Genomic DNA, 23,258 nt, shown 5'->3' with positions numbered 1-23,258 from the left:
GCCCGAAAATTGACGTCAAATGGATGACCTGCCTACCTCGCATCTACGTCACGGCGAGCCCCCTGTGGCGAGGGGATTCATCCCCGTTGGGCTGCGAAGCGGCCCCCTGCGGTGTTCCAGTTAAATCAAGTGTTCAGGTTTAGCGACTGCTGCGCAATCGAGCGGGGATAAATCCCCTCGCCACAAGGGTATGGTGGTGGCAGTCAGTGTGCGGTATGCGACCAACGAATGACTGCCGACGCGTGTATGCCCCTTTGATGCGCGGTATACTGCCGCGCCTTTTTAGCGTCGCGCCAGCAGCCCCGGCGTGCCCGGCCCAAAGGGCCAGCTTCAAGTTGCAAGCTTCAAGCCGCAAGCGCAGGCAGTCCGCGTACTGTCGTAACTTGTCGCTCAAAGCTCGAAGCTCAAAGCTGCCCTATTAAAATGTTCCCGTCTTTTAGAGGAGCGCGACTCATGACCGTGATCAAGCAAGACGACCTGATTCAGAGCGTTGCCGACGCCCTGCAATTCATTTCCTATTACCACCCCGTGGATTTCATCCAGGCGATGCACGAAGCCTACCTGCGCGAAGAATCGCCAGCGGCCCGTGACTCGATGGCGCAGATCCTGATCAACTCGCGCATGTGCGCCACCGGCCACCGCCCGATCTGCCAGGACACCGGCATCGTCACCGTGTTCGTGCGCGTCGGCATGGACGTACGTTGGGATGGCGCCACCATGGGCCTGGACGACATGATCAACGAAGGCGTGCGTCGCGCCTACAACCTGCCGGAAAACGTCCTGCGTGCCTCGATCCTCGCCGACCCGGCGGGCGCTCGTAAAAACACCAAGGACAACACCCCGGCCGTAATTCACTACTCCATCGTCCCGGGCAACACCGTGGAAGTGGACGTGGCGGCCAAGGGCGGCGGTTCCGAGAACAAGTCGAAAATGGCCATGCTCAACCCGTCCGACTCGATCGTTGACTGGGTGCTCAAGACCGTTCCGACCATGGGCGCCGGCTGGTGCCCACCGGGCATGCTCGGTATTGGCATCGGCGGCACCGCCGAGAAAGCTGCGGTGATGGCCAAAGAAGTGTTGATGGAATCCATCGACATCCACGAGCTGAAAGCCCGTGGCCCACAGAACCGCATCGAAGAAATGCGTCTGGAGCTGTTCGAGAAGGTCAACCAGTTGGGTATCGGCGCCCAGGGGCTCGGTGGCCTGACCACCGTGCTCGACGTGAAAATCATGGACTACCCGACCCACGCAGCCTCGCTGCCGGTGTGCATGATCCCGAACTGCGCCGCCACCCGTCACGCACACTTCGTGCTCGACGGTACAGGTCCGGCCTCGCTGGAAGCGCCACCGCTGGACGCCTACCCGGAAATCGTCTGGGAAGCCGGCCCGTCGGCCCGTCGCGTCAACCTCGACACCCTGACCCCGGAAGACGTGCAGAGCTGGAAGCCGGGCGAAACCGTCCTGCTCAACGGCAAAATGCTCACCGGGCGCGACGCCGCGCACAAGCGCATGGTCGAGATGCTCAACAAGGGTGAAACACTGCCGGTCGACCTCAAAGGTCGCTTCATCTACTACGTTGGCCCGGTTGATCCGGTCGGTGACGAAGTGGTTGGCCCGGCTGGCCCGACCACCGCGACGCGGATGGACAAGTTCACCCGTCAGATCCTTGAGCAAACCGGCCTGTTGGGCATGATCGGCAAATCCGAGCGCGGCCCTACCGCAATCGAAGCGATCAAGGACAACAAAGCGGTGTACCTGATGGCCGTTGGCGGCGCTGCTTACCTGGTGGCTCAGGCGATCAAGAAGTCGCAAGTACTGGCGTTTGCCGAACTGGGCATGGAAGCGATCTACGAGTTCGAAGTCAAAGACATGCCGGTCACCGTTGCGGTAGACAGCAAAGGTGAGTCGGTACACATCACCGGCCCTGCGATCTGGCAACAGAAGATTAGCGAAAGCCTGGCGGTAGAAGTGCAGTAAGTTTTTTTGCAGCACTGAAAAGGCCGGTTCATCTGCGAGGATGAACCGGCCTTTTGCATTTCGTGATAAAAATCTTGTGCAAGCATATAAATTGATCTTGCGCACCTGTCAGTCCAACTACGCATCACCACCGGGACGCCGGTAGGTGAATCGGTGAGAGAGTTTCTCGAACGGTTCGTAGACTTGAAAAAACCATGCTCAGCGCAACTGCTGACGTGGTCGAACCTGTGAATAATGAAAGTCTGGGAGCCAGATCCTCGATCAGTGGCTCGCTGAACGACTTCGCATCCGCAGCCGGTGATAGCGTTCAAGCAGATAACTCCTGGTGGACACAATTCAAAGGCTTCTTCAAAAGAGACAAGACCCCGAACCCAATCCCAATGGATTCCTTTGCGTAACCGAAGAAATCCGAGGTCACCGTACGATTACCTGCGCACTCATGGGCCGCCATGCCCGCCCATGCTATCTTTCCCGCCCGACCTGCCACCCATCTGCCCAGCATGCTGCCGACTTCCCGTACCCTGCGCCTGTCGTTGTATTCCCTGCTGATCGTCGCCGGGGCGGCCGTTGCCGCGACCCTTGCCATCCGCCACGCCGAACGTCAGGCGCTGGAGGAAGATGCGGCGCGTGCCAATCAGCAACTGGCGCTGTACGCCAACTCGTTGCACACCCTGATCGACCGTTATCGCGCCTTGCCCGCCGTGCTGGCGCTGGATCCGCAATTGCGCTCGGCGCTGGCAGGTTCAGTCGATGCCGAAGAGCAGGCGACGCTGAATCTGAAGCTGGAAAAGATCAACGGTGCGGCGCAGTCCTCGACCCTTGAACTGCTCGATCGCACGGGGCTCGCCGTGGCCGCGAGCAACTGGCGACTGCCGAGCAGTTACGTCGGCCACAACTACGGCTTCCGCCCCTATTTCAGTCAGACCCGCACGCAGGGCACCGGGCGTTTTTATGCGGTGGGCGTGACCAGCGGCATTCCCGGTTACTTCCTGTCCAGCGCGGTGCTGGGCGACAAGGACGAGTTTCTCGGGGCGATGGTGGTCAAGCTGGAATTCCCCGAACTGGAACGTGAATGGAGCCAAGGCAGCGACACGCTGCTGGTCAGCGATGCGCGCGGGATCATCTTCATCGCCAATCAGCCGGGCTGGCGCTATCGCTCGCTGCGAGCGCTGAGTTCCAGCGACATGGCCGAGATCAAAGCCACCCGCCAATACGACAAGCAAGCGCTGGTGCCGCTGACGCATCTGGCACTGCGCAGTTTTGACGACAACAGCGATCTACGCCGGGTAGAAGGCCCGCAAGGCACGGCGGATTATCTGTGGGAATCGCTGCCGCTGGCCGCCGAAGGCTGGACGTTGCATCTGCTGCGTCACCCGCAGGTGGCCTTCGAAGATTTGCGCAACGCCGGGCTCGCCGCTGCCGGGGTGTGGCTGGCGCTGGTGTTTTTGTTGCTGTTCCTCAATCAGCGCTGGCGTCTGGCGAAAATGCGCCAGCGCAGCCGCGAAGAACTCGAACAATTGGTCGAAGAACGCACCCGCGATTTGCGTACCGCGCAGGACGGTCTGGTGCAGTCGGCCAAACTCGCGGCGCTGGGGCAGATGTCGGCGGCGCTGGCCCACGAAATCAATCAACCGCTGACCGCTCAGCGCATGCAACTGGCGACTCTGCGGCTGCTGCTCGACCATGGCCGCGTCGACGATGCATACAAAGCGTTGAAACCGGTGGACGAGATGCTCACGCGCATGGCGGCGCTCACGGGCCATCTGAAGACGTTTGCACGCAAGAGCCCGAGTGGTTTGCGCGAGCGGCTGGATCTGGCCACGGTGGTCGATCAGGCGCTGCAATTGCTCGATGCGCGTCTGCGTGACGAACAGGTCAGTCTGGTGCTGCACCTGACGCGGCCGGCGTGGGTGCGCGGCGATGCGATCCGCCTCGAACAAGTGCTGATCAATCTGCTGCGCAACGCCCTTGATGCGATGCAAGGGAAAACCTGCAAGCGTCTGGAGATTCGTCTGGAAGTCGACGAACAATTGTGGCGCCTGAGCGTCATCGACAATGGCGGCGGCATTGCCGAAGAGCATCTGAGCCAGGTGTTCGATCCGTTCTTCACCACCAAACCGGTAGGCGACGGTTTGGGTCTGGGGTTGGCGGTTTCCTTCGCCATCGTGCATGAATCCGGCGGTCGCCTGAGCGCCGACAATGGCGAGAGCGGCGCGGTGTTCAGCCTGACGCTGCCAATCGACCTGGAGGCGCATATCTAATGCTCAATTCGGTGATGGTGGTCGATGACGAAAGCAGTATTCGCAACGCAGTCGAGCAGTGGCTGAGCCTGTCGGGGTTCGAGGTGCAGTTGTTCAGCCGCGCCGAAGAATGCCTCGCCGCCCTGCCCGCGCATTTCCCCGGGGTGATCCTCAGCGACGTGCGCATGCCCGGCATCGGTGGCTTGGCGTTGTTGGCTGAAGTGCAAAAGCGCGACGCGGATCTGCCGGTAATTTTGCTCACCGGCCATGGCGATGTGCCGATGGCGGTCGAAGCCATGCGCGATGGTGCGTACGACTTTCTGGAGAAACCGTTCAGCCCGGAAACGCTGTTGGGCAGCCTGCGCCGGGCGCTGGATAAACGCCGCCTGGTACTGGAAAACCGCGCGCTGCACGAGCAAGCCGACAACCGCGCCAAACTCGATACGACCTTGCTCGGGGTGTCGCGTGGTTTGCAGACACTGCGTCGGCAAGTGCTCGATCTGGCGGCGCTGCCGGTCAACGTGTTGATCCGCGGTGAAACCGGCAGTGGCAAGGAACTGGTTGCGCGTTGCCTGCATGATTTCGGCCCGCGTGCGGACAAGCCGTTTGTGGCGCTGAACTGCGCGGCGATCCCCGAGCAGTTGTTTGAAGCCGAGTTGTTCGGACATGAGAGCGGCGCGTTTACCGGTGCTTCGGGCAAGCGCATCGGCAAGCTGGAATACGCGTCTGGCGGCACGTTGTTTCTCGATGAAATCGAAAGCATGCCGCTGGCCCAGCAGGTGAAATTGCTGCGGGTGTTGCAGGAGCAGAAGCTCGAGCGCTTGGGTTCGAATCAGAGTATTCGCGTGGATTTGCGCATCGTTGCGGCGACCAAACCGGATCTGCTCGACGAGGCTCGCGCCGGGCGTTTTCGTGAGGATCTGGCGTATCGCTTGAACGTCGCGGAGTTGCGCCTGCCGCCGCTGCGTGATCGTCGTGAAGACATTCCGTTGCTGTTTGAAACCTTTGCGCAGAGTGCGGCTGAACGCTTGGGGCGGACTTTTCCGCCGTTGAGCGGCGCGCAGTTGAGTCATCTGCTCAGCCACGACTGGCCGGGCAATGTGCGGGAACTGGCGAACGTCGCCGAGCGACAAGTGCTGGGGCTGGATGAACCGGCGCCGGGGATTGATCCGGGGCAATCGCTGGCGGCGCAGCAGGAAGCGTTTGAAGCGCAGTGTTTGCGCGCGGCGCTGACACGGCACAAGGGTGATGTGAAAGCGGTGCTTGAAGAACTGCAACTGCCAAGACGGACGTTTAATGAAAAGATGCAGCGGCATGGGTTGAGTCGGGAGATGTTTCTGTAGCGCCTGTACTTGATCGTTCCCACGCTCCGCGTGGGAATGCAGCCCGGGACGCTCTGCGTCCCTACTAGAGCCGAACGCGGAGCGTCCGTTGAGGCATTCCCACGCAGAGCGTGGGAATGATCGGAGTGAGCGATATTCCGCTCATAGATCCTCTGCGATCAGCGGATTCCCGCTCACCCGATCCCGTCAACCCCTCTAAACCGCCCCTCCCCCCGTTGGCACACCTCCTGCTATAGCCCACGCAGGCTGCGTTTTAACGCGCTCCACAAAAACAATTAAACGAAGGATCCTTCAATGGATAACTCCAACGCCCTGCCTCTTGGGTCGGCTGCCGTGCCCGCCAAAGAAAGAACCACCGCCAGCCGGATCAAATCGATCTTCAGCGGTTCCGTCGGCAACATGGTCGAGTGGTACGACTGGTATGTGTATGCCGCCTTCTCGCTGTACTTCGCCAAATCCTTCTTCCCTGCCGGCTCCTCCACCGCACAACTGATGAACACCGCTGCGATCTTCGCCGTGGGCTTCCTCATGCGTCCGATCGGTGGCTGGCTGATGGGCTTGTACGCTGACAAGGTCGGGCGCAAGAAAGCGCTGATGGCCTCGGTCTATCTGATGTGCTTCGGCTCGCTGTTGATCGCGCTGAGCCCGAACTACGGAACCATCGGCATCGGCGCGCCGATCCTGCTGATCTTCGCCCGTCTGCTGCAAGGCCTGTCGGTCGGTGGCGAGTACGGCACCTCGGCGACCTACCTGTCCGAGATGGCGACCAAGCAACGTCGCGGCTTCTTCTCCAGCTTCCAGTACGTAACCCTGATCTCCGGCCAGCTCATCGCGCTCGGCGTGTTGATCGTGCTGCAAAACGTGCTGACCACTGAACAGCTGTACGCGTGGGGCTGGCGTATCCCGTTCGCCATCGGCGCGCTGTGCGCAGTCGTTGCGCTGTACCTGCGTCGCGGCATGGAAGAAACCGAGTCGTTCACCAAAAAAGAGAAGTCCAAGGAAAGCGCGATGCGCACCTTGATGCGTCATCCAAAGGAATTGATGACCGTGGTCGGCCTGACCATGGGCGGTACGCTGGCGTTCTACACTTACACCACCTACATGCAGAAATATCTGGTGAACACCGTCGGCATGAGCATCTCCGACTCGACCACTATTTCCGCAGCCACGCTGTTCCTGTTCATGTGCCTGCAACCGATCATCGGTGGCCTCTCGGACAAGATCGGTCGTCGTCCGATCCTGATCGCCTTCGGCGTGCTGGGCACGATCTTCACCGTGCCGATCCTGATGACCCTGCACACCATTCAAACCTGGTGGGGCGCATTCTTCCTGATCATGGCGGCGCTGATCATCGTCAGCGGCTACACCTCGATCAACGCGGTGGTGAAGGCCGAACTGTTCCCGACTGAAATCCGCGCGCTGGGCGTCGGCCTGCCGTACGCACTGACCGTGTCGATCTTCGGCGGCACCGCTGAATACATCGCGCTGTGGTTCAAGAGCATTGGTATGGAAACCGGTTACTACTGGTACGTGACGGCGTGCATCGCCGTGTCGCTGCTGGTGTATGTGACCATGAAAGATACCCAGAAGCATTCGCGGATCGTGACTGACTGATTGGGGATTTACAGCCACTGCAATGGTGGCTGTGATGGCTTTATCGCGAGCAGGCTCGCTCCTACATTTGGAATGCGTTCCCCTGTAGGAGTGAGCCTGCTCGCGATTGGAGTCGACACGCTCTCCAGCCCTGTATGAAAAATCTGTCACCCGCCCCCACCCGCCATTAATCGCTAATTAATACTGGCGCGACATCCTGCCCCTACCTGATCGATGACCTGCGCGACGTTCGCTTCGACGACGTAAGCGATTTAAATGCGCCGCCCTTAACATCAGGTTAATCGATAGTTTTTAGCATTATTTTGCGCTTTTTAATCGAATTGATCGGCGTAGCATTAAACCCAGGCAAGACACACACCCCCAACGCATTCGGAGTACACGACCATGAAAACCAAACTGATCCTCGCTTTCGCCCTGTCTGTACTGGCTGCCAACACCTTCGCCGCCGACGGTTACGACCGCACCGGTTCTGCTGTGGCTGCTGATGGTTATGACCGTACTGGTTCTGCCACCGTCGCTGCTGATGGTTACGACCGCACCGGTTCGGCGACTGTTGCTGAAGATGGCTACGACCGCACCGGCTCCGCGACTTTCGCAGCCGACGGTTATGACCGCACCCAATCCGCTGCCATCAGCTAATCGCTGCTGCGCAGGGCACAGCCCGGCTTCGGCCGGGCTTAGTTATTTCTGGGGGCTGACAAATTTTCTGTAGGAGCTGCCGAAGGCTGCGATCTTTTGACTTTCAGAAGCAAAATCAAAAGATCGCAGCCTTCGGCAGCTCCTACATGGGATTTTTGTTTGGCTGGAAATATGTGGGGTTGCCTTGCACTATGGACTCATTCAAAACCTAGCCTCAGGATCCCCCGCCATGCCCGATGACATCCATTTCTACGAACCCGTCCATGGCCACGGCCTGCCGCACGATCCGTTCAACGCTATCGTCGGCCCGCGCCCGATCGGCTGGATTTCCTCGCAGGATGCCAACGGCCAACTCAATCTGGCGCCGTACAGTTTCTTCAACGCGTTCAACTACATTCCGCCGATCATTGGCTTCTCCAGCGTCGGGCGCAAAGACAGCCTGAACAACATCGAGCAGACCGGCGAATTCGTCTGGAACCTCGCCACGCGCCCATTGGCCGAGCAGATGAACCAGAGCTGCGCGATGGTCGCGCCTGAGGTCAACGAGTTTGAATTGGCGGGACTGACGACTGTTGCGTCGAAGGTGATTTCGGTGCCGCGTGTGGCCGAAAGCCCGGTGTCCTTCGAGTGCAAGGTTACGCAGATCATTCAGTTGCAGCGTGCTGATGGCGAAACGGTGCCGAGCTGGCTGATCCTCGGCGAAGTGGTCGCCGTGCATATCGCCAAATGGCTGCTGAAGGACGGCATCTACGACACCGCCGCGGCAGAACCGATTCTGCGCGGCGGCGGGCCGGCGGATTACTTCCAGTTGGGGCCTGAGGCCCTGTTCAAGATGTGGCGTCCGGGCGCAAACAGGTAACGCGTTACCAGATCAACTCGGCTTCTTCGGTGACGCCTTTGAGGTTATCCAGCTCATTGATGGCAGCCTCATCGGCGGCGATGGCGCCGGGGAAGACTTGGTCATTCAGCAGTTTGTGAAAGCGTGGTGCACCGCCATCGACCAGGGCTTTGACCGCGATTGCCGCGTAATAGCCCTTGTTGCCACCCAGTTCGACGGGGACGACTGCGGATACTGCTTCGAAGTGTTCGAACTCTTTACGTGCCATGTCGCAAGTCCTGGCTCAGTCAATTAAGCCGGACATTAAACCCTCAACCGACGAGTTTGTGTACCGCTGCCGGAGATTGGCCGAGCGCTTGTGCCGCCGAGACGTCTTTGAAGGTGTGGAAATCCAGACTGTTGACCACCAGTTCCTGCACCAGCTCGGCGAAGATACCCATCGACGGGCTGTTGAAATATGCGGTCATCATTTGCTGATTACTCCAGAACCCGGAGACCAGCCACAACTCGGGATCACACTGCGAATGCTGCAAGGCGAAGCTCAGGCAACCAGGGGCGGCGCGGGACGGCTCGATCAACGCGCTAAGGCGTACACCGAGTTCCGCCGAACGCCCGGCGCGCGCCCGGACGAAGGCCATATGACTGACGGGAATCTGCTTGGACATGTTCAACCCTCCCAGGGAGTCGCGTGGCAGCCGGGGGACGGGCTGCGACAGGATCAAAGGTTAAGGGCCAGGCGCTGAGTGCCGTTAGTCGATTCCTGCCGCCGCGTTGCACAATCCTGCGAGACTTACCCAAAGCATCGCAGATGCCCGCTCCCCTGTAGGAGCTGCCGCAAGCTGCGATCTTTTGACCTTAAAGACAACAATCAAAAGATCGCAGCCTTCGGCAGCTCCTACAGTCCGGCGTCGCGTCATGGTTGATGAATATCGCGGTGCAGAATCAGGCAAGCATTTCGCAGGATGTGTCTACCGCTCGCGCTTGCACAAACATATGCTCTGCTCCATTCCACCTCCCTTGCCGAGGATGCCGTGCATGACGTCATTCGATCGTTTTCAAGCCGAACCCAGCGCTGACATGGAAAAACAGCGTGCGGAACTGGCGGCGATCATCCGCCGCAACACCACGGACGATGGCAGTTACGAGACCGCGATCGGTTCGCTGTTTATGTCACGCCACACCAAATCCCACGACTTTGCCCCGGTGCTCGCGCAACCGGCGCTGTGCATCATGGCGCAGGGTCGTAAAGAGGTGCGGCTGGCCGATGAATACTTCAATTACGACCCGCTGAATTATCTGGTGGTGTCGGTTTCGATGCCGCTAAGTGGGCGCGTGGTTAACGTGTCTCCGGAGGAACCGATCCTCGCCGTGCGCCTCGATATTGATCCGGCGGAAATCACCGCACTGATCGCCGACGCCGGGCCGATGGGCGTACCGACTCGACCGACCGGACGTGGCTTGTACGTGGAAAAAATCGACAGTTCGATGCTCGACGCGGTGCTGCGTCTGGCGCGTTTGCTCGACGCACCAAAAGACATCGCCATGCTCGCGCCGCTGATTCGTCGGGAGATTTTGTATCGCCTGCTGCGCAGTCCGCAGGGCCATCGTTTGTATGAGATCGCGATTGCCAACAGCCAGAGCCATCGCATCAGCCAGGCGATCAAATGGCTTAACGGCAACTTTGAGCAGCCGTTACGCATTGATGATCTGGCCAAAGAAGTGAACCTAAGCGTGTCGACGTTGCATCACCGCTTCAAGGCGATGACGGCGATGAGTCCGCTGCAGTATCAAAAGCAGCTGCGCTTGCAGGAGGCGCGACGGTTGATGCTGGCGGAGGGGCTGGAAGCTTCGGCGGCGGGGTATCGGGTGGGGTATGAGAGTCCTTCGCAATTTAGCCGCGAGTACAGTCGGTTGTTTGGTGCGCCGCCGTTGCGGGATTTGGCGCGGTTGCGGCTTTCGGTCTGATCCGGAATGTCATTGGGCTTACAACCCTATCGCGAGCAGGCTCACTCCTACAGGGTCAGGTGTACACCCGCCCAATGTAGGAGTGAGCCTGCTCGCGATGAGGCCAGTTCAGACGAAAAAACCTCTGGATCAGATCGCCCGAATCACATGCTTGATCTCTTGAAACGCCGCCAATCCCCAAGGCCCTAACTCGCGGCCAATGCTGCTCTGCTTGTACCCACCCCACGCCGCCTGCGGGAAAATCACCTGCGGCGCATTGATCCACACCATGCCCGCCTGCAACGCATTGGCCACACGATCCGCCGCTACAGCATCCGCCGTCACAACACTCGCGACCAAACCAAACGGCGTGTCATTGGCCAGCGCAATCGCCTCGACCTCACTGCTGAAACTGCGCACACACAGCACCGGCCCGAAAATCTCTTCACACCACAATGCGCTGTCCAGCGGCACGTCGGTAAACACCGTCGGCTGCAAGAAATAACCACGCGGCAGATCCGCCGGACGATTACCGCCGCAGACCAATCGCGCACCCGCGCTCAGCCCACGATCGATGTGCCCGAGCACGCGCTGGTACTGCGCCTGATTGACCAGCGCGCCCATTTCCACCTCAGGGTCGAACGGATCCGCCACACGAATCGCCTGCGCACGCTTCTGCAAACGAGCGAGAAATTCCTCTTCCAGCTCCTCAGCCACCAACACCCGACTGGTGGCCGAACACATCTGCCCGGCATTGAAAAACGCACCGCCACAGGCCAGTTCAACCGCCAGATCGATATCAGCATCCGCCAACACCAGCAGCGAAGATTTGCCGCCCAATTCCAGGCTGACGCCCTTCACCGTTTCCGCCGCGCGCTGCATGACCTGCACGCCAACCGCGTTGCTGCCGGTAAAGGAAATCTTGGCGATACGCGGATCTGCCGACAACGGCGCACCGACCGCCAATCCAGTCCCGCAAACCAGATTGAACACGCCATTCGGCAGTCCCGATTCAGCAATGATCGCCGCCAATTCCAGCTCCGGCAGCGTTGTCACTTCCGACGGCTTGAGCACCACGCAGCAACCCGCCGCCAACGCCGGCGCAAGCTTCCACGCGGTAGTGACCATCGGAAAATTCCACGGCACGATCAGCCCGACCACACCGCACGGTTCGCGGCGCAGACGTGCACTGAAATCATCGCTCGGCAGCGGCACATTGCTGTCCTGTTTCGCGTCGAGGCCTTCAGCGAGTTCGGCGTAATACTCGAAGGTGGCGACCACGTCATCGACGTCGATCGCCGCTTCGAATTGCGGTTTGCCGTTATTGCTCGACTGCAACTTCATCAAATGCTCGCGGCCGTTGCGCACGCCGTTGGCGATGTTGCGCAGAATCGCACCACGCTCGGCGCCAGTGGTTTGCGACCAGCTCTTGAACGCTTCGCTGGCAGCGGCGACGGCTTGATCGACCGCCTGCTCGTCACCGCCATTGACCGTGGTCAGCAGCGCTTCGGTGGCGGGGTTGATTACGCGCAGATGTTCGCCACCCGCCGACCATTGGCCGTTGATGTAGAGGCCATCGAGTGTGGTTGGGAAACTGATCATTGCGCCACCGCCTGCATCCATTGGGTCTGGTCGATTTCAATCAGGGTCGGGCCCTGACGATCGCTTGCACAACGCAACGCGCTGCGCAGTTGTTCGATGCTGCTGATGGCTTCAGCCGCGCAGCCGAGACCCTTGGCCACCGCGACAAAATCCGGGGTGTAGATGTCCACGCCGACCGGCTCGATGGCGCGGTTGACCATGTATTTCTTGATCTCTTCGTAGCCCTGGTTATTCCACAACAGGACGATCACCGGCACCCGCGCTTCGACCGCGCTGGCCAGTTCCGGCAGGGTGAATTGCAGCCCGCCGTCGCCGATCAGGCACACCACCGGAGGGCGCGCACCTTTGTCGAGTTGGCCGCCGAGCCACGCACCAATCGCGGCCGGCAAGGCGTAGCCGAGGGTGCCGTAACCGGTCGAGGCGTTGAACCAGCGGCGCGGGTGATCGGGGTTGAACGTCAGGTTGCCGGTGTACACAGGTTGCGTCGAGTCGCCGACGAACACCGCGTTCGGCAATTCATCGAGCACGGTGTCGAGGAAACGGGTTTGTGCGAGGGTCGGCGCGTCCCAGCTCGCGGCCAGATCGGCGCGCAGTTTGCCGGCGCGGGCCTGACCCCAATCGCTGCTGCGCTCATCCAGTTTTTCCTGCGACAGCGAGTTCAGCAACGCTTGTGACGCGTTGCGTGCATCGGCCACCAGCGCCAGGTGCGGCGGGTAGTTGCGCACGGTCTGGTCGGCGTCGATATCGATGCGCAGCAGTTTGCCGGGAATCTCGAAACCGCCTGCGAAGGTCACGTCGTAATCGGTCTCGGCCAATTCAGTGCCGATGGCTAGAACCACGTCGGCATCAGCGACCAGCGCGCGGGTGGCGACCAGCGTCTGGGTCGAACCGATCAGCAGCGGATGGTTGCCCGGCAGCATGCCTTTGGCGTTGATGGTCAGCGCCACTGGAGCGTCGAGCAACTCGGCGAGCTTGGTCAGTTCCGGCGCGGCGTCGATGGCCCCGCCACCGGCGAGAATCAGCGGACGTTTGGCACCGGCGAGCAATTCGCTCATGCGCTTGACTGCGCTTGGCGCTGCACCGGCGCGGTCGATATTGACCGGCACACTGGCGAGCAAGTCATCGGCGTTTTCGACCAGCACGTCCAACGGAATTTCGATGTGTACCGGACGTGGACGACCGGCCTGGAACAAGGCAAACGCACGCGCCAGCACCACCGGCAATTCAGCGGCGGACATCAACGTGTGCGAGAACGCCGCAACTCCCGAGACCAATGCACTCTGGTTCGGCAACTCATGCAGCTTGCCGCGCCCGCCGCCCAATTGGCTGCGCGATTGCACGCTGGAAATCACCAGCATCGGGATCGAATCGGCGTAGGCCTGGCCCATGGCGGTGGTGATGTTAGTCATACCCGGGCCGGTGATGATAAAGCACACACCCGGTTTGCCAGCGGTGCGCGCGTAGCCGTCAGCCATGAAACCGGCACCCTGCTCATGGCGAGGGGTGACGTGACGAATACTCGAACGCGCCAGCCCGCGATACAGCTCCACGGTGTGCACCCCAGGAATGCCGAACACCTGCTCGACCCCATAACCTTCGAGTAACTTGACCAGTACTTCGCCACACGTCGCCATGTCGATTGCCCTCTTGTTCGATTGAAACACCGAACCCATGTGGGAGCGAGCCTGCTCGCGAAAGCGGTGTGTCAGGCAACAGAGATGTTGAATGTCAGACCGCATTCGCGAGCAGGCTCGCTCCCACAATGATCCGTGGAATGGCTTCATTGAACGGTCGGCAAGTAGCCGCAACAATCGATTAAAAGTCATACTAGCCATGTCCTCACGTCATACCTTGGATCCACATGAAACGCATGCCTCCCCTGCCCGCCCTGCACACGTTTTTGATCACCGCGCAGTGCTGCAATTTCACCCGCGCCGCCGAGCAGTTGCACATCACCCAAGGCGCGGTGAGCCGGCAGATCGCCGGGCTGGAAGAGCATCTCGGTTATCCGCTGTTCATCCGCCTGGCCCGAGGCCTGGCGCTGACCGCCGAGGGACGCGAATGGCTACCGCGTGTGGAAAAAGTCTTCGGCCTGATCAGCGAAGCCACCGAGCAGATCGGTCTGCAGCGTGAAACCCTGCAACTCAAGGCGCCGAGTTGCGTGATGCGCTGGCTGCTGCCGCGTTTGCTGCAATGGCAGAAAGAACGCCCGGATGTGCCGGTGAAACTCACCGCGTCGTTGCAGCACGGTGTGGATTTTCAGCGAGAGCAATTTGATGCGGCGGTGATCTACGGGCCGCCACCGGATAACTCGCCGGGCGCTCTGCACCTGTTCGATGAGCAACTGACGCCGGTGTGTTCGCCGCTGCTGCTCAAGGGTTCGCCGGCGCTGAATGCTCCGGCGGATTTGCAACAGCATCTGCTGCTGCACCCGACGCACGATATTCAGGATTGGTCGGTGTGGCTGAACGCCGCGCAGCTGAATTTGAACAACGTCAGCAGCGGCCAGCATTTCGAAACGCTGGATCAGGCGATGTCGATGGCGTCGCACGGGACGGGGGTGGCGATTGGGGATTGGTCGTTGATCGGCGATGACTTGCGCGCCGGAAGGCTGGTGATGCCGTTTGAGTTAAAGGTGAAGACGGGGTTGGCGTATTACGTGGTGTTGCCACCGGGAACCGAACCGTCGCCACCGCTCGAAGAACTGATGATCTGGCTGACAGAACAAGCCCACACCCGCTGAACACAAATCCCCCTGTAGGAGCTGCCGAAGGCTGCGATCTTTTGATCCTGGTTTTTTAAAATCAAAAACAAGATCAAAAGATCGCAGCCTTCGGCAGCTCCTACAGGGGGGTGTATTAGTAGCCGACGGTGTAGCGTTGGCGGGAGTGCTTGGGTTTTTCTACTTCGTCGATCAGTGCAATCGCATAGTCGGCAAAGGTGATCCAGCTACGGCCCTCGGCGCTCACCAGCAAGTGATCCTGGCCAACACGAAATTTGCCCGTGCGCTCATCTTCAACGAATTCCGCCGATGGCGACAGAAACGTCCAGTCCAGTTCCTTCTCCTGACGCAGCGCATCCAAAAACGCCGCCCCCGCACTGGCCTCGGCCTTGTACTCGGCCGGGAACCCCGCGCTGTCGATCACGCGTGTATCGTCCGGCAGCAACAGCGAACCGGCACCGCCCACCACCAGCAGCCGCTTCACCCCCGCCTGCTTCACCGGCCCGACAATCGCCGATGCCGGCACCGTGGCGAAATGTGCGGCGGTGATCACCACATCGTTGCCGGTCACCGCGTCTTGCAGCGCCGTCGAATCCAGCACATCGACATTCTTGCTGACGACACCGGCGCGCGCGCCGATCTTCGACGTATCGCGGGCGATGGCGGTGACGCTATGACCGCGACGCAGGGCTTCTTCCAGCAGTTGGCTACCGGCACGGCCGGTGGCACCAATGATTGCGATCTTGCTCATGACGTTCTCCAGTTGGCTTGGGTGTATGTGCATTGAACTTCTGTGAAAATGCATTCCCTGTGGCGAGGGAGCTTGCTCCCGCTCGGCTGCGCAGCAGTCGCAAGCCCTGCCATCCGGGTGTGTCTGGCTAAATGCGGGGAGTGCTTCGCCCTCCAGCGGGAGCAAGCTCCCTCGCCACAAAAACAATCAGCAATCCTTGAGACCTCAGTATTCAGATGGAGCGCATTACCACTTCATCTCGCCCTTCGCGACTTTCGCGCTCAGCTCCAGCGAGCTCTCTTCGCCCTGCGTCGGGTAGCGCTTTTTCATCGCGGCGATCAGCGCAGCGGAATCCTTGGCCTTCGCCGTTTCTTCGTCGAAAGCTTTAATGTAGTCCGCAGTAAATTTCACGCTGGCCAGCGAGCGGCTGCTTTCCCCCAGATAGTGACCCGGCACCACGGTTGTCGGCTTCAGCGTTTCAATCGACTGCAGCGTCTCCAGCCAATCCGCATGAGATTGCGCGGTCTGCGTATCAGCCATCCACACATGAATGTTCTCGGCCACCACCACGCCACCGACCACTGCCTTGAGCGACGGAATCCACACGAAACTGCGATCCGGCTGTTTGCCGTCAAGCCCGACCACCTGCAATTTCTGCCCTTCAAGCATCAGGCTGTCGCCCTTGAGCACACCCGGCACGATGGTTTTCGCTGGCACATCGGCGCCCATTTTCGGGCCCCAGAACGCGAGTTTGCCGGCGACGGTTTTATTGATGTGATCAACGGTCGGTTGCGAGGCCAGCACCTTGGCATTCGGGAACGCCTTGGTCAGCGTGTCGAGGCCGAAGTAGTAATCCGGGTCGCCGTGGCTGATGTAGATGGTGGTCAGTTGTTTGCCGGTGGCGCGAATCTTTTCTACCACTTGTTCGGCCTGGGATTTGCCGAACTGTGCGTCGACGAGGATCGCGTCTTTCTCGCCGCTGACCAGCACCGAGGTCACCGGGAAAATCGCATTGGCGCCGGGGTTGTACACATCCAGCATCAAATTGGCAGCCGCGGCATGCGCAGCGAAACCCAGCGAGGCGGTGGCGAGTAGAACGCGTATGAGGGTGGTGAAGCCGATCATCTGTTGCTCCGGTGTTCGAATGCCTTGCTTGGCGATGGAACAGAGCTTAGTTGCCAGACTCAGTACAAAAAATGCGATGCTGGGACATAGTTTGTTTCTGAAAGCGGGCAAATCATGGATCGTCTCCAGGCAATGCGGGTGTTCGTCACGGTGGTGGATCTCGGTAGCCAGTCGGCCGCTGCGGATCATCTGGATCTTTCGCGGCCGGTGGTTTCACGCTACTTGGCGGAGCTGGAAGATTGGGTCGGCGCGCGCCTGATGCACCGCACCACGCGCAAGTTGAGCCTGACCGCGGCCGGCAGTGAAATCCTTCCGCGCTGTCGGCAGATGATCGAACTGTCGAGCGACATGCAGGCCGCCGTCAGCGAACCCCATGACGCGCCGCGCGGATTGCTGCGGATCAGCGTCAGCACCTCGTTCGGTCAGGCGCAATTGGCCGATGCGATGGCCGCGTACGTCAAACGTTATCCGGGGGTGAGCATCGATTTGCAGATGCTTGATCGCACGGTGAACCTGGTGGACGAACGCATCGACCTGGCGATTCGCACCAGCAACGATCTCGATCCCAACCTGATCGCCCGACGCCTGACCGTTTGTCGTTCAGTTGTCTGCGCCGCGCCAGCGTATCTGCAAGAGCATCCGGCGCCACAACGGGTCGAGGATTTGAGCCAGCACAACTGCCTGACGCACTCGTATTTCGGCAAGAGCCTGTGGCATTTCGAAGAGGATGGCGAACCGGTTTCGGTGCCGGTGCAAGGCAATATCAGCGCCAACGAGGCCAGCACGTTATTGCGCGCAACGCTGGCCGGCGCCGGGGTGGCGATGCTGCCGACGTATCAGGCCGGCGTGCATGTTCACAGCGGCGAACTGGTGCGACTACTGCCCCACGCCGAACCACGCCAGATGAACATCTACGCGGTGTACGCCTCACGCAAACACATGCCGGCGGCGCTGCGCAGCATGCTGGATTTTCTGGTGCAGCGATTCCCCGAGAACCCTGCTTGGGACGTGGGATTTTAAAAGTCAAAAGATCGCAGCCTGCGGCAGCTCCTACACGGATCCATGTAGGAGCTGCCGCAGGCTGCGATCTTTTGATCTTGTTCTATGCTGAAAGTAATACCGCAGGGTATTTCGTTCAGAGGTGAACGCCATGAACATCAAAACAAGAAGGTACGCCGCGATTTTCATTACCTGCGCTGCCACGCTGGCGCTGTACGGCACCGCGGCCTGGCGGGTCGAGCAGTTGCGACAGCTGCCGCGTGAATACGCGAGCTGCAATTTCGAGCGCTGCATTCCGCACAATGCGTCGCTGAACGCACTGCGCTGAGGTAAGCATGCTGGAACGCGTCCTTGTGGGAGCGAGCCTGCTCGCGAAGGCGGCGCATCAGCCTACATAAGTGGCGACTGACACACTGCATTCGCGAGCAGGCTCGCTCCCACAGGGGTTATGGTGTTTTTCGGGTTACTGCTCGGTCTTCAAGCGATCGCGGAAGGCCTTTGGCGATATCCCCACCCGGCGCCGGAACAGGCGCGTGAAGTTGGTCGGATCAGAGAACCCCAACAACTCCGACATCTCGTAAATGGTCATGCTGGTGTACGTCAGCAAGCGCTTGGCTTCCAGCAACTGACGCTCGTGCATGATCTGCAACGCCGGTTGCCCCGCCAGTTCGCGGCACGTGCCATTAAGGTGCGACACCGAGATCCCCAGCCGATGCGCCAGATCCTCGACCTTCACGTGCTGACGGTAAGTCTCTTCCACCAACTGAATAAACCCGTTCAGGTATTCGCGTTGACGCTGCGGCCGTTGACTCGCGTTATGCCGCACGATTGCCTGGCGACTGACCCAGACCATGATCACGCTGACCAGCGAATGCATGAGCATTTCCCGCGCCGGTTGATGGCCGTTGTACTCGGCCTGCAACGCGGTGAACAAGCTGTTGAGGTAGTCGCCGTCCTTGCCCGCCGGATAATTTTCGGTCTGCGCCAATGCGTGCACCGAGTCGCCCAGTTGCGCCTGCAAATGGTTGATCAGCGGTGTGGCGAGGGTGACGATAAAGCCTTCAACGTCCTCGGAAAAACGAAAGCCATGCACCGATAACGGCGGCAGAACCTGGATTGCCGGGGTCTGCAACTGCGTGCGATGGCCTTCGATTTCAAGCTCTGCCTGACCTTTGAAAACGAAGAGTAACTGGCACAAATCGGCGTGGCGGTGGGGTTTGATTTCCCATTGATGTTCGCGGCTGCGGGAGGAAATGGTTTCACAGTGCAGCAAGTCAGGGGTCGGCCAATCCAGGCTTTCACCGTAGAGCTTGAACACTGGAATCGAAGGCAGGTCAGGCTTGTTCATCACTTCAATCCAGGCCTCGAGGTTTGCGGGCGATAATCGCACCGATTGGCAGAATGTACAGGTATCGGCTCAGTTTTCACCTTCAATTGACAGACCCGCAAGGGAAAAATGCAAGCACTCGATCCATAAAAATAAATCAGCGGCGATTGTCGCGCGAAGCTTGCGAGTCATAAAAACAATGAAAACGCTGAAAACCCAAGTTGCCATCATCGGCGCCGGCCCGTCCGGTTTGCTCCTCGGCCAGTTGCTGCACAACGCCGGCATCGACACCCTCATCCTCGAACGTCAGACACCCGATTATGTGCTCAGCCGCATCCGCGCCGGCGTGCTTGAACAAGGCATGGTAGAGCTGTTGCGTCAGGCTGGGGTGAGTCAGCGCATGAACGCTGAAGGGCTGGTTCACGGCGGCTTCGAACTGGCGCTCGACGGGCGTCAGGTGCACATCGATCTGCACGCGTTGACCGGCGGCAAGACCGTAATGATCTACGGCCAGACCGAAGTCACTCGCGACCTGATGGCCGCTCGTCGGGACGCTGGCGCGCAGACAATTTATTCAGCGAGCAATGTCGTTCCCCACGGCATGAAAAGCGACGAGGCTTTTGTCACCTTCGAAAAGGACGGTGAAACCTGGCGCGTCGATTGCGATTACATCGCCGGCTGCGATGGCTTCCATGGCGTCGCTCGGCAGTCGATTCCTGAGGATTGTCTGCAGGTGTTCGAACGGGTTTATCCATTTGGCTGGCTGGGCATTCTGGCCGACACGCCGCCGGTGCATGACGAGTTGGTCTACGCCCGCCACGAACGCGGTTTTGCCTTGTGCAGCATGCGTTCGGCGACGCGCACGCGTTACTACTTGCAGGTGCCGGCGGAAGAAAACGTCGCTGACTGGAGCGACCAGCGCTTCTGGGATGAACTGAAAAACCGCCTGCCAGTTGCATTGGCCGAGAAACTGGTCACCGGCCCTTCGATCGAAAAAAGCATCGCGCCGCTGCGCAGTTTTGTCGTTGAACCAATGCAGTACGGGCGGATGTTTCTGGTCGGCGACGCTGCACACATCGTCCCGCCCACCGGCGCCAAAGGTCTGAATCTGGCGGCAAGCGATGTCAGCACATTGTTCAATATTCTACTGAAGGTTTACCGCGATGGGCGTATCGACTTGCTGGAGAAATACTCGGAGATCTGCCTGCGCCGCGTGTGGAAAGCCGAGCGGTTTTCCTGGTGGATGACTTCGATGTTGCACCGTTTTGATGATCACGATGCGTTCAGTCAGCGCATCAGTGCCTCGGAACTGGACTACTTTGTCAGTTCAGAAGCGGGCCGAAAAACTATTGCAGAAAATTACGTCGGACTTCCTTATGAGGCTATCGAATAGCTTCCTACCGACTTACACTGGCGAGCATCCCCGCTCGCCTGACGAACTGCGGGACTCTCACTGCCCGCAGGTTTTGCCCGTGACCAATCTCAATCACCCCGAAACGCCCAAACCGGCCATTCGCAGCGTGCTGGTGGCGCTGATGATGGCGATCTTTCTCGGTGCGCTGGATCAGACCATCGTCGCCGTGTCGATGCCGGCGATCTCCGCCCAATTCAAAGACGTCAGCCTGCTGGCCTGGGTGATTTCCGGGTACATGGTGGCGATGACTGTGGCGGTGCCGATCTACGGCAAGCTCGGCGATCTGTACGGGCGACGCAAACTGATGCTGTTCGGCATGGGCCTGTTTACCCTGGCCTCGCTGTTCTGCGGCATGGCGCAAAGCATGGAACAACTGGTGCTGGCGCGGATCCTTCAGGGCATCGGCGCCGGCGGGATGATTTCGGTGAGCCAGGCGATCATCGGCGACATCGTGCCGCCGCGCGAACGCGGACGTTATCAGGGTTACTTCAGCAGCATGTACGCGGTGGCCAGCGTTGCCGGGCCGGTGCTTGGCGGCTACATGACCGAATACCTGTCGTGGCGCTGGGTGTTTCTGATCAACCTGCCGTTGGGGCTTGGCGCTTACTGGGTCGCGCACCGCAACTTGCGCGGGCTGCCGATTCCGCAGCGCAAACCGATCATCGATTATGTCGGCACCGTGCTGATGATCATCGGCCTGACCGCGCTGCTGTTGGGCATCACTCAGGTGGGTCAGGGTCATGCGTGGCGCAGCGCTGAAGTGCTCGGGTTGTTTGCCTGCGCGGTGGTGGTGCTGGCGATTTTCGTCTGGCACGAACGCCGGGCACGAGAGCCGTTGCTGCCGATGCACCTGTTCGCCAACCGTAATGCGCTGCTGTGCTGGTGCACGATTTTCTTCACCAGTTTCCAGGCGATTTCCTTGATCGTGCTGATGCCGTTGCGCTTTCAAAGCGTCACCGGCGCCGGCGCGGACAGTGCGGCGTTGCACTTGCTGCCGTTGGCGATGGGCTTGCCGATCGGTGCGTATTTCGCCGGTCGCCGCACGTCAGTGACCGGGCGCTACAAACCGCAGATTTTGACCGGCGCGATTCTGATGCCAATTGCCGTGCTGGGCATGGCCTTCAGTCCTCCGGAAGCGACGTTGATCAGTGGTTTATTCATGTTGCTCTGCGGAATCGCCAGCGGCATGCAGTTCCCGACCTCGCTGGTCGGCACGCAGAATTCGGTGGAACAGCGCGACATCGGCGTGGCCACCAGCACCACCAACCTGTTCCGTTCGCTGGGCGGCGCGGTGGGTGTGGCGTTGATGTCGGCGCTGCTGTTGGCGTTGTTGCAGGATTCCAGTTTTGCCCATTTGGCGAGCAGTTCGTTGATGAGTGAGGCGCACTCCGGGAATGTCTTGCTGGACGGCCTCAACGCGGCACCGGGGGATGCGCAGAATGCCTTGCGCGCGGAGTTGCTGGTGACGTTCCGGCATTTGTTGTGGGTGAGTGCCGCGGTGTCGTTGCTCGGGCTAGCGGCGGCGATTGCCATGCCGAACAACCTGCTGCGCGGGCGTGAACACGGCGCAAAATAACAGCAAAAGATCGCAGCCTTCGGCAGCTCCTACAGGATGACGGGCCCCATGTAGGAGCTGCCGCAGGCTGCGATCTTTTGATCTTCAAGGGCTGTAGTAACCGACCGCAACGAGGAAATGCCCGACCTTCTTCAGGTAGGCATGCTTATCCTCGATCTTGCCGGTCACCGGGTTTTTCCAGCGATACTCATACTCGCCGTCATCCTGCTTGCCGATCAGCGCCAGAATCGGCTCGCCCACCGGTTTGCCCTCCGGATCCTTGACCTTGCCGAAGTCGGTATTGATCAGCCGCAGATTGGTGCCGTGGGCAACATAGCGCTGGGTATTCAAATCGACCACGAAGACATACAGGTCATCCTGCAAATACCCGCCCTTGAGCGAGTTGATCGCCGTCAGCGTGCCCTTCTCGTCTTTGCTCAGATCCGTCGCAGCTTTATCCAGCAGGGCTTTGGCTTGTTCAGCGGAGGCGCGAGGCAGGTAGTAACCGACGGCCAGAATCCGCTGACCGATGCGCTGGTAAAACACGTGCTTGCGCTCGACTTTGCCGTCAGACCAATTCTGCCAGCGGTACTCCGCCTGCTGAATGCCATTGCCTTCCGGCACCAGCAACGCCTGCTTGAAGGCTTTCTGCAAATCCGGCCCGAGCACTTCGCTGACATCACGGCCAATCAGCGCTGACGACGGCCCACCGCTGGCGAGCATCACGCCTTTGGTGTCGACCACAAACACGTAGCGATCCTTGTCGACAAACTCGCCCTGACGACTGAAGGCCGCGAAGGCCTTGTCGCCGTTGTCGTGGTAGTAAGCCAGCGCTTTTTCCAGCAGGGCGATGGCCGCCTGGCTGTCATCTTTTGCGGCGGTCGCGGCGCTGGCCTGACCGAACCCGGCCAATACCAGCAAACAGAGCCAGGCGAATTTTTGCACAAACCCCATGACGCATCCCTCGTTCTTGTTGGTGTTTCAAGAGCGTAGACGGGTTGCGCGGATGTATGGATATTCAGAATGATGCAGGGGATTGCAAAGCCCTGTGGCTAAACGCGTCCCTGTGGCGAGGGGATTTATCCCCGTTGGAGTGCGAAGCGCTCCCCTGCATTTCTAAAGTGACACCGAGTTCTCAGGCTTTGGGGCTGCTTCGCAACCCATCGGGGATAAATCCCCTCACCACAAA

General features: G+C 59.9%; 20 protein-coding genes. 12 read left to right on the top strand and 8 right to left on the bottom strand.

Translation table 11 applies throughout. From position 1 onward, the window contains the following. The first annotated feature begins 453 nt into the window (after nucleotides 1–453). The 6 genes from ACP3TY_RS03300 (at nucleotide 454) to ACP3TY_RS03275 (ending at nucleotide 8,672) form a co-directional block, all read left to right on the top strand. Nucleotides 454–1,977, top strand: a complete 1,524-nt coding sequence (locus tag ACP3TY_RS03300) for a fumarate hydratase (protein WP_008080438.1) — start codon at nucleotides 454–456, stop codon at nucleotides 1,975–1,977. Between the two features lie 500 nt (nucleotides 1,978–2,477). Then, the gene (locus ACP3TY_RS03295) at nucleotides 2,478–4,238 is read left to right on the top strand and encodes an ATP-binding protein (RefSeq protein WP_159812577.1); all 1,761 of its coding nucleotides are present in this window, start codon (nucleotides 2,478–2,480) and stop codon (nucleotides 4,236–4,238) included. Further along, nucleotides 4,238–5,560: a sigma-54-dependent transcriptional regulator gene (locus ACP3TY_RS03290; protein ID WP_159812554.1), complete on the top strand. Its 1,323-nt coding sequence runs from the start codon at nucleotides 4,238–4,240 to the stop codon at nucleotides 5,558–5,560. Before ACP3TY_RS03295 ends, ACP3TY_RS03290 begins: the two co-directional genes overlap by 1 nt. Nucleotides 5,561–5,854: 294 nt before the next feature. Then, entirely contained in the window at nucleotides 5,855–7,174 is a 1,320-nt protein-coding gene (locus tag ACP3TY_RS03285) for an MFS transporter (RefSeq protein ID WP_426619244.1), read from the top strand. 384 nt (nucleotides 7,175–7,558) lie between these two features. Continuing rightward, a complete protein-coding gene (locus tag ACP3TY_RS03280) occupies nucleotides 7,559–7,813 on the top strand; it encodes a hypothetical protein (protein ID WP_426619243.1) in 255 nt (84 codons plus the stop codon). A gap of 229 nt (nucleotides 7,814–8,042) precedes the next feature. Continuing rightward, entirely contained in the window at nucleotides 8,043–8,672 is a 630-nt protein-coding gene (locus tag ACP3TY_RS03275; RefSeq protein WP_426619242.1) for a flavin reductase family protein, read from the top strand. A gap of 4 nt (nucleotides 8,673–8,676) precedes the next feature. Here the strand turns inward: ACP3TY_RS03275 and ACP3TY_RS03270 are convergent, their stop codons facing one another. Further along, nucleotides 8,677–8,919: a hypothetical protein gene (locus ACP3TY_RS03270; protein WP_053123283.1), complete on the bottom strand. Its 243-nt coding sequence runs from the start codon at nucleotides 8,917–8,919 to the stop codon at nucleotides 8,677–8,679. A 43-nt stretch (nucleotides 8,920–8,962) separates the two neighbouring features. After that, entirely contained in the window at nucleotides 8,963–9,316 is a 354-nt protein-coding gene (locus ACP3TY_RS03265; protein ID WP_159812559.1) for an antibiotic biosynthesis monooxygenase family protein, read from the bottom strand. 370 nt (nucleotides 9,317–9,686) lie between these two features. Between ACP3TY_RS03265 and ACP3TY_RS03260 the strand changes: the two genes are divergently transcribed. Continuing rightward, nucleotides 9,687–10,616: an AraC family transcriptional regulator gene (locus ACP3TY_RS03260; RefSeq protein WP_212543919.1), complete on the top strand. Its 930-nt coding sequence runs from the start codon at nucleotides 9,687–9,689 to the stop codon at nucleotides 10,614–10,616. Nucleotides 10,617–10,745: 129 nt separating this feature from the next. Here ACP3TY_RS03260 and ACP3TY_RS03255 read toward each other — a convergent pair whose 3' ends face one another. Together ACP3TY_RS03255 and ACP3TY_RS03250 are read right to left on the bottom strand one after the other, a co-directional pair. Next, nucleotides 10,746–12,194 (bottom strand): aldehyde dehydrogenase family protein, encoded by a 1,449-nt coding sequence (locus ACP3TY_RS03255; protein ID WP_426620423.1) that lies wholly within the window; start codon nucleotides 12,192–12,194, stop codon nucleotides 10,746–10,748. Next, nucleotides 12,194–13,831 (bottom strand): 5-guanidino-2-oxopentanoate decarboxylase, encoded by a 1,638-nt coding sequence (locus ACP3TY_RS03250; protein ID WP_426620422.1) that lies wholly within the window; start codon nucleotides 13,829–13,831, stop codon nucleotides 12,194–12,196. The genes ACP3TY_RS03255 and ACP3TY_RS03250 overlap by 1 nt, the downstream gene beginning before the upstream one ends. A 227-nt stretch (nucleotides 13,832–14,058) precedes the next feature. Here ACP3TY_RS03250 and ACP3TY_RS03245 point away from each other — a divergent pair, with 227 nt between their 5' ends. Continuing rightward, on the top strand, nucleotides 14,059–14,940 hold the full coding sequence (locus ACP3TY_RS03245) for a LysR substrate-binding domain-containing protein (RefSeq protein ID WP_426619241.1): 882 nt from the start codon (nucleotides 14,059–14,061) through the stop codon (nucleotides 14,938–14,940). 115 nt (nucleotides 14,941–15,055) lie between these two features. On the opposite strand, the gene ACP3TY_RS03240 is transcribed toward ACP3TY_RS03245, so the two are convergent. Both ACP3TY_RS03240 and ACP3TY_RS03235 read right to left on the bottom strand, forming a co-directional pair. Beyond that, complete coding sequence (locus ACP3TY_RS03240; protein WP_426619240.1) at nucleotides 15,056–15,670, bottom strand: NAD(P)-dependent oxidoreductase; 615 nt, start codon at nucleotides 15,668–15,670, stop codon at nucleotides 15,056–15,058. Between the two features lie 225 nt (nucleotides 15,671–15,895). After that, nucleotides 15,896–16,774 carry an MBL fold metallo-hydrolase gene (locus ACP3TY_RS03235; protein ID WP_426619239.1) on the bottom strand — a complete coding sequence of 293 codons (879 nt, stop codon included), beginning with the start codon at nucleotides 16,772–16,774 and terminating at the stop codon, nucleotides 15,896–15,898. 114 nt (nucleotides 16,775–16,888) lie between these two features. Between ACP3TY_RS03235 and ACP3TY_RS03230 the strand changes: the two genes are divergently transcribed. Continuing rightward, entirely contained in the window at nucleotides 16,889–17,794 is a 906-nt protein-coding gene (locus tag ACP3TY_RS03230) for a LysR family transcriptional regulator (RefSeq protein ID WP_426619238.1), read from the top strand. Nucleotides 17,795–17,924: 130 nt separating this feature from the next. Continuing rightward, nucleotides 17,925–18,101 carry a hypothetical protein gene (locus tag ACP3TY_RS03225; protein ID WP_212543925.1) on the top strand — a complete coding sequence of 59 codons (177 nt, stop codon included), beginning with the start codon at nucleotides 17,925–17,927 and terminating at the stop codon, nucleotides 18,099–18,101. 135 nt (nucleotides 18,102–18,236) lie between these two features. Here the strand turns inward: ACP3TY_RS03225 and ACP3TY_RS03220 are convergent, their stop codons facing one another. Beyond that, nucleotides 18,237–19,121, bottom strand: coding sequence for a helix-turn-helix domain-containing protein (locus ACP3TY_RS03220; protein WP_053123335.1), 885 nt, complete (start codon nucleotides 19,119–19,121; stop codon nucleotides 18,237–18,239). A 178-nt stretch (nucleotides 19,122–19,299) separates the two neighbouring features. Between ACP3TY_RS03220 and pobA the strand changes: the two genes are divergently transcribed. Together pobA and ACP3TY_RS03210 are read left to right on the top strand one after the other, a co-directional pair. Further along, on the top strand, nucleotides 19,300–20,493 hold the full coding sequence (gene pobA, locus ACP3TY_RS03215) for a 4-hydroxybenzoate 3-monooxygenase (protein WP_426619237.1): 1,194 nt from the start codon (nucleotides 19,300–19,302) through the stop codon (nucleotides 20,491–20,493). Nucleotides 20,494–20,572: 79 nt separating this feature from the next. Next, nucleotides 20,573–22,090, top strand: a complete 1,518-nt coding sequence (locus ACP3TY_RS03210) for an MDR family MFS transporter (protein WP_426619236.1) — start codon at nucleotides 20,573–20,575, stop codon at nucleotides 22,088–22,090. A gap of 84 nt (nucleotides 22,091–22,174) precedes the next feature. Here ACP3TY_RS03210 and ACP3TY_RS03205 read toward each other — a convergent pair whose 3' ends face one another. Then, nucleotides 22,175–23,023 carry a cache domain-containing protein gene (locus tag ACP3TY_RS03205; RefSeq protein ID WP_053123341.1) on the bottom strand — a complete coding sequence of 283 codons (849 nt, stop codon included), beginning with the start codon at nucleotides 23,021–23,023 and terminating at the stop codon, nucleotides 22,175–22,177. Nucleotides 23,024–23,258 lie beyond the last annotated feature (235 nt).

Source organism: Pseudomonas rustica (assembly GCF_049959085.1).
Lineage (GTDB): Bacteria > Pseudomonadota > Gammaproteobacteria > Pseudomonadales > Pseudomonadaceae > Aquipseudomonas > Aquipseudomonas rustica.
The sequence above is the reverse complement of the archived record's forward strand: the minus strand, read 5'-3'. Positions and strand labels throughout refer to the sequence as shown.

Bases quoted from the DNA above. Each gene is read 5' to 3' on its own strand.
- ACP3TY_RS03300 (WP_008080438.1), top strand. From the start codon at position 454: ATGACCGTGATCAAGCAAGACGACCTGATTCAGAGCGTTGCCGACGCC.
- ACP3TY_RS03295 (WP_159812577.1), top strand. From the start codon at position 2,478: ATGCTGCCGACTTCCCGTACCCTGCGCCTGTCGTTGTATTCCCTGCTG.
- ACP3TY_RS03290 (WP_159812554.1), top strand. From the start codon at position 4,238: ATGCTCAATTCGGTGATGGTGGTCGATGACGAAAGCAGTATTCGCAAC.
- ACP3TY_RS03285 (WP_426619244.1), top strand. From the start codon at position 5,855: ATGGATAACTCCAACGCCCTGCCTCTTGGGTCGGCTGCCGTGCCCGCC.
- ACP3TY_RS03280 (WP_426619243.1), top strand. From the start codon at position 7,559: ATGAAAACCAAACTGATCCTCGCTTTCGCCCTGTCTGTACTGGCTGCC.
- ACP3TY_RS03275 (WP_426619242.1), top strand. From the start codon at position 8,043: ATGCCCGATGACATCCATTTCTACGAACCCGTCCATGGCCACGGCCTG.
- ACP3TY_RS03270 (WP_053123283.1), bottom strand. From the start codon at position 8,919: ATGGCACGTAAAGAGTTCGAACACTTCGAAGCAGTATCCGCAGTCGTC.
- ACP3TY_RS03265 (WP_159812559.1), bottom strand. From the start codon at position 9,316: ATGTCCAAGCAGATTCCCGTCAGTCATATGGCCTTCGTCCGGGCGCGC.
- ACP3TY_RS03260 (WP_212543919.1), top strand. From the start codon at position 9,687: ATGACGTCATTCGATCGTTTTCAAGCCGAACCCAGCGCTGACATGGAA.
- ACP3TY_RS03250 (WP_426620422.1), bottom strand. From the start codon at position 13,831: ATGGCGACGTGTGGCGAAGTACTGGTCAAGTTACTCGAAGGTTATGGG.
- ACP3TY_RS03245 (WP_426619241.1), top strand. From the start codon at position 14,059: ATGAAACGCATGCCTCCCCTGCCCGCCCTGCACACGTTTTTGATCACC.
- ACP3TY_RS03240 (WP_426619240.1), bottom strand. From the start codon at position 15,670: ATGAGCAAGATCGCAATCATTGGTGCCACCGGCCGTGCCGGTAGCCAA.
- ACP3TY_RS03235 (WP_426619239.1), bottom strand. From the start codon at position 16,774: ATGATCGGCTTCACCACCCTCATACGCGTTCTACTCGCCACCGCCTCG.
- ACP3TY_RS03230 (WP_426619238.1), top strand. From the start codon at position 16,889: ATGGATCGTCTCCAGGCAATGCGGGTGTTCGTCACGGTGGTGGATCTC.
- ACP3TY_RS03225 (WP_212543925.1), top strand. From the start codon at position 17,925: ATGAACATCAAAACAAGAAGGTACGCCGCGATTTTCATTACCTGCGCT.
- ACP3TY_RS03220 (WP_053123335.1), bottom strand. From the start codon at position 19,121: ATGAACAAGCCTGACCTGCCTTCGATTCCAGTGTTCAAGCTCTACGGT.
- pobA (WP_426619237.1), top strand. From the start codon at position 19,300: ATGAAAACGCTGAAAACCCAAGTTGCCATCATCGGCGCCGGCCCGTCC.
- ACP3TY_RS03205 (WP_053123341.1), bottom strand. From the start codon at position 23,023: ATGGGGTTTGTGCAAAAATTCGCCTGGCTCTGTTTGCTGGTATTGGCC.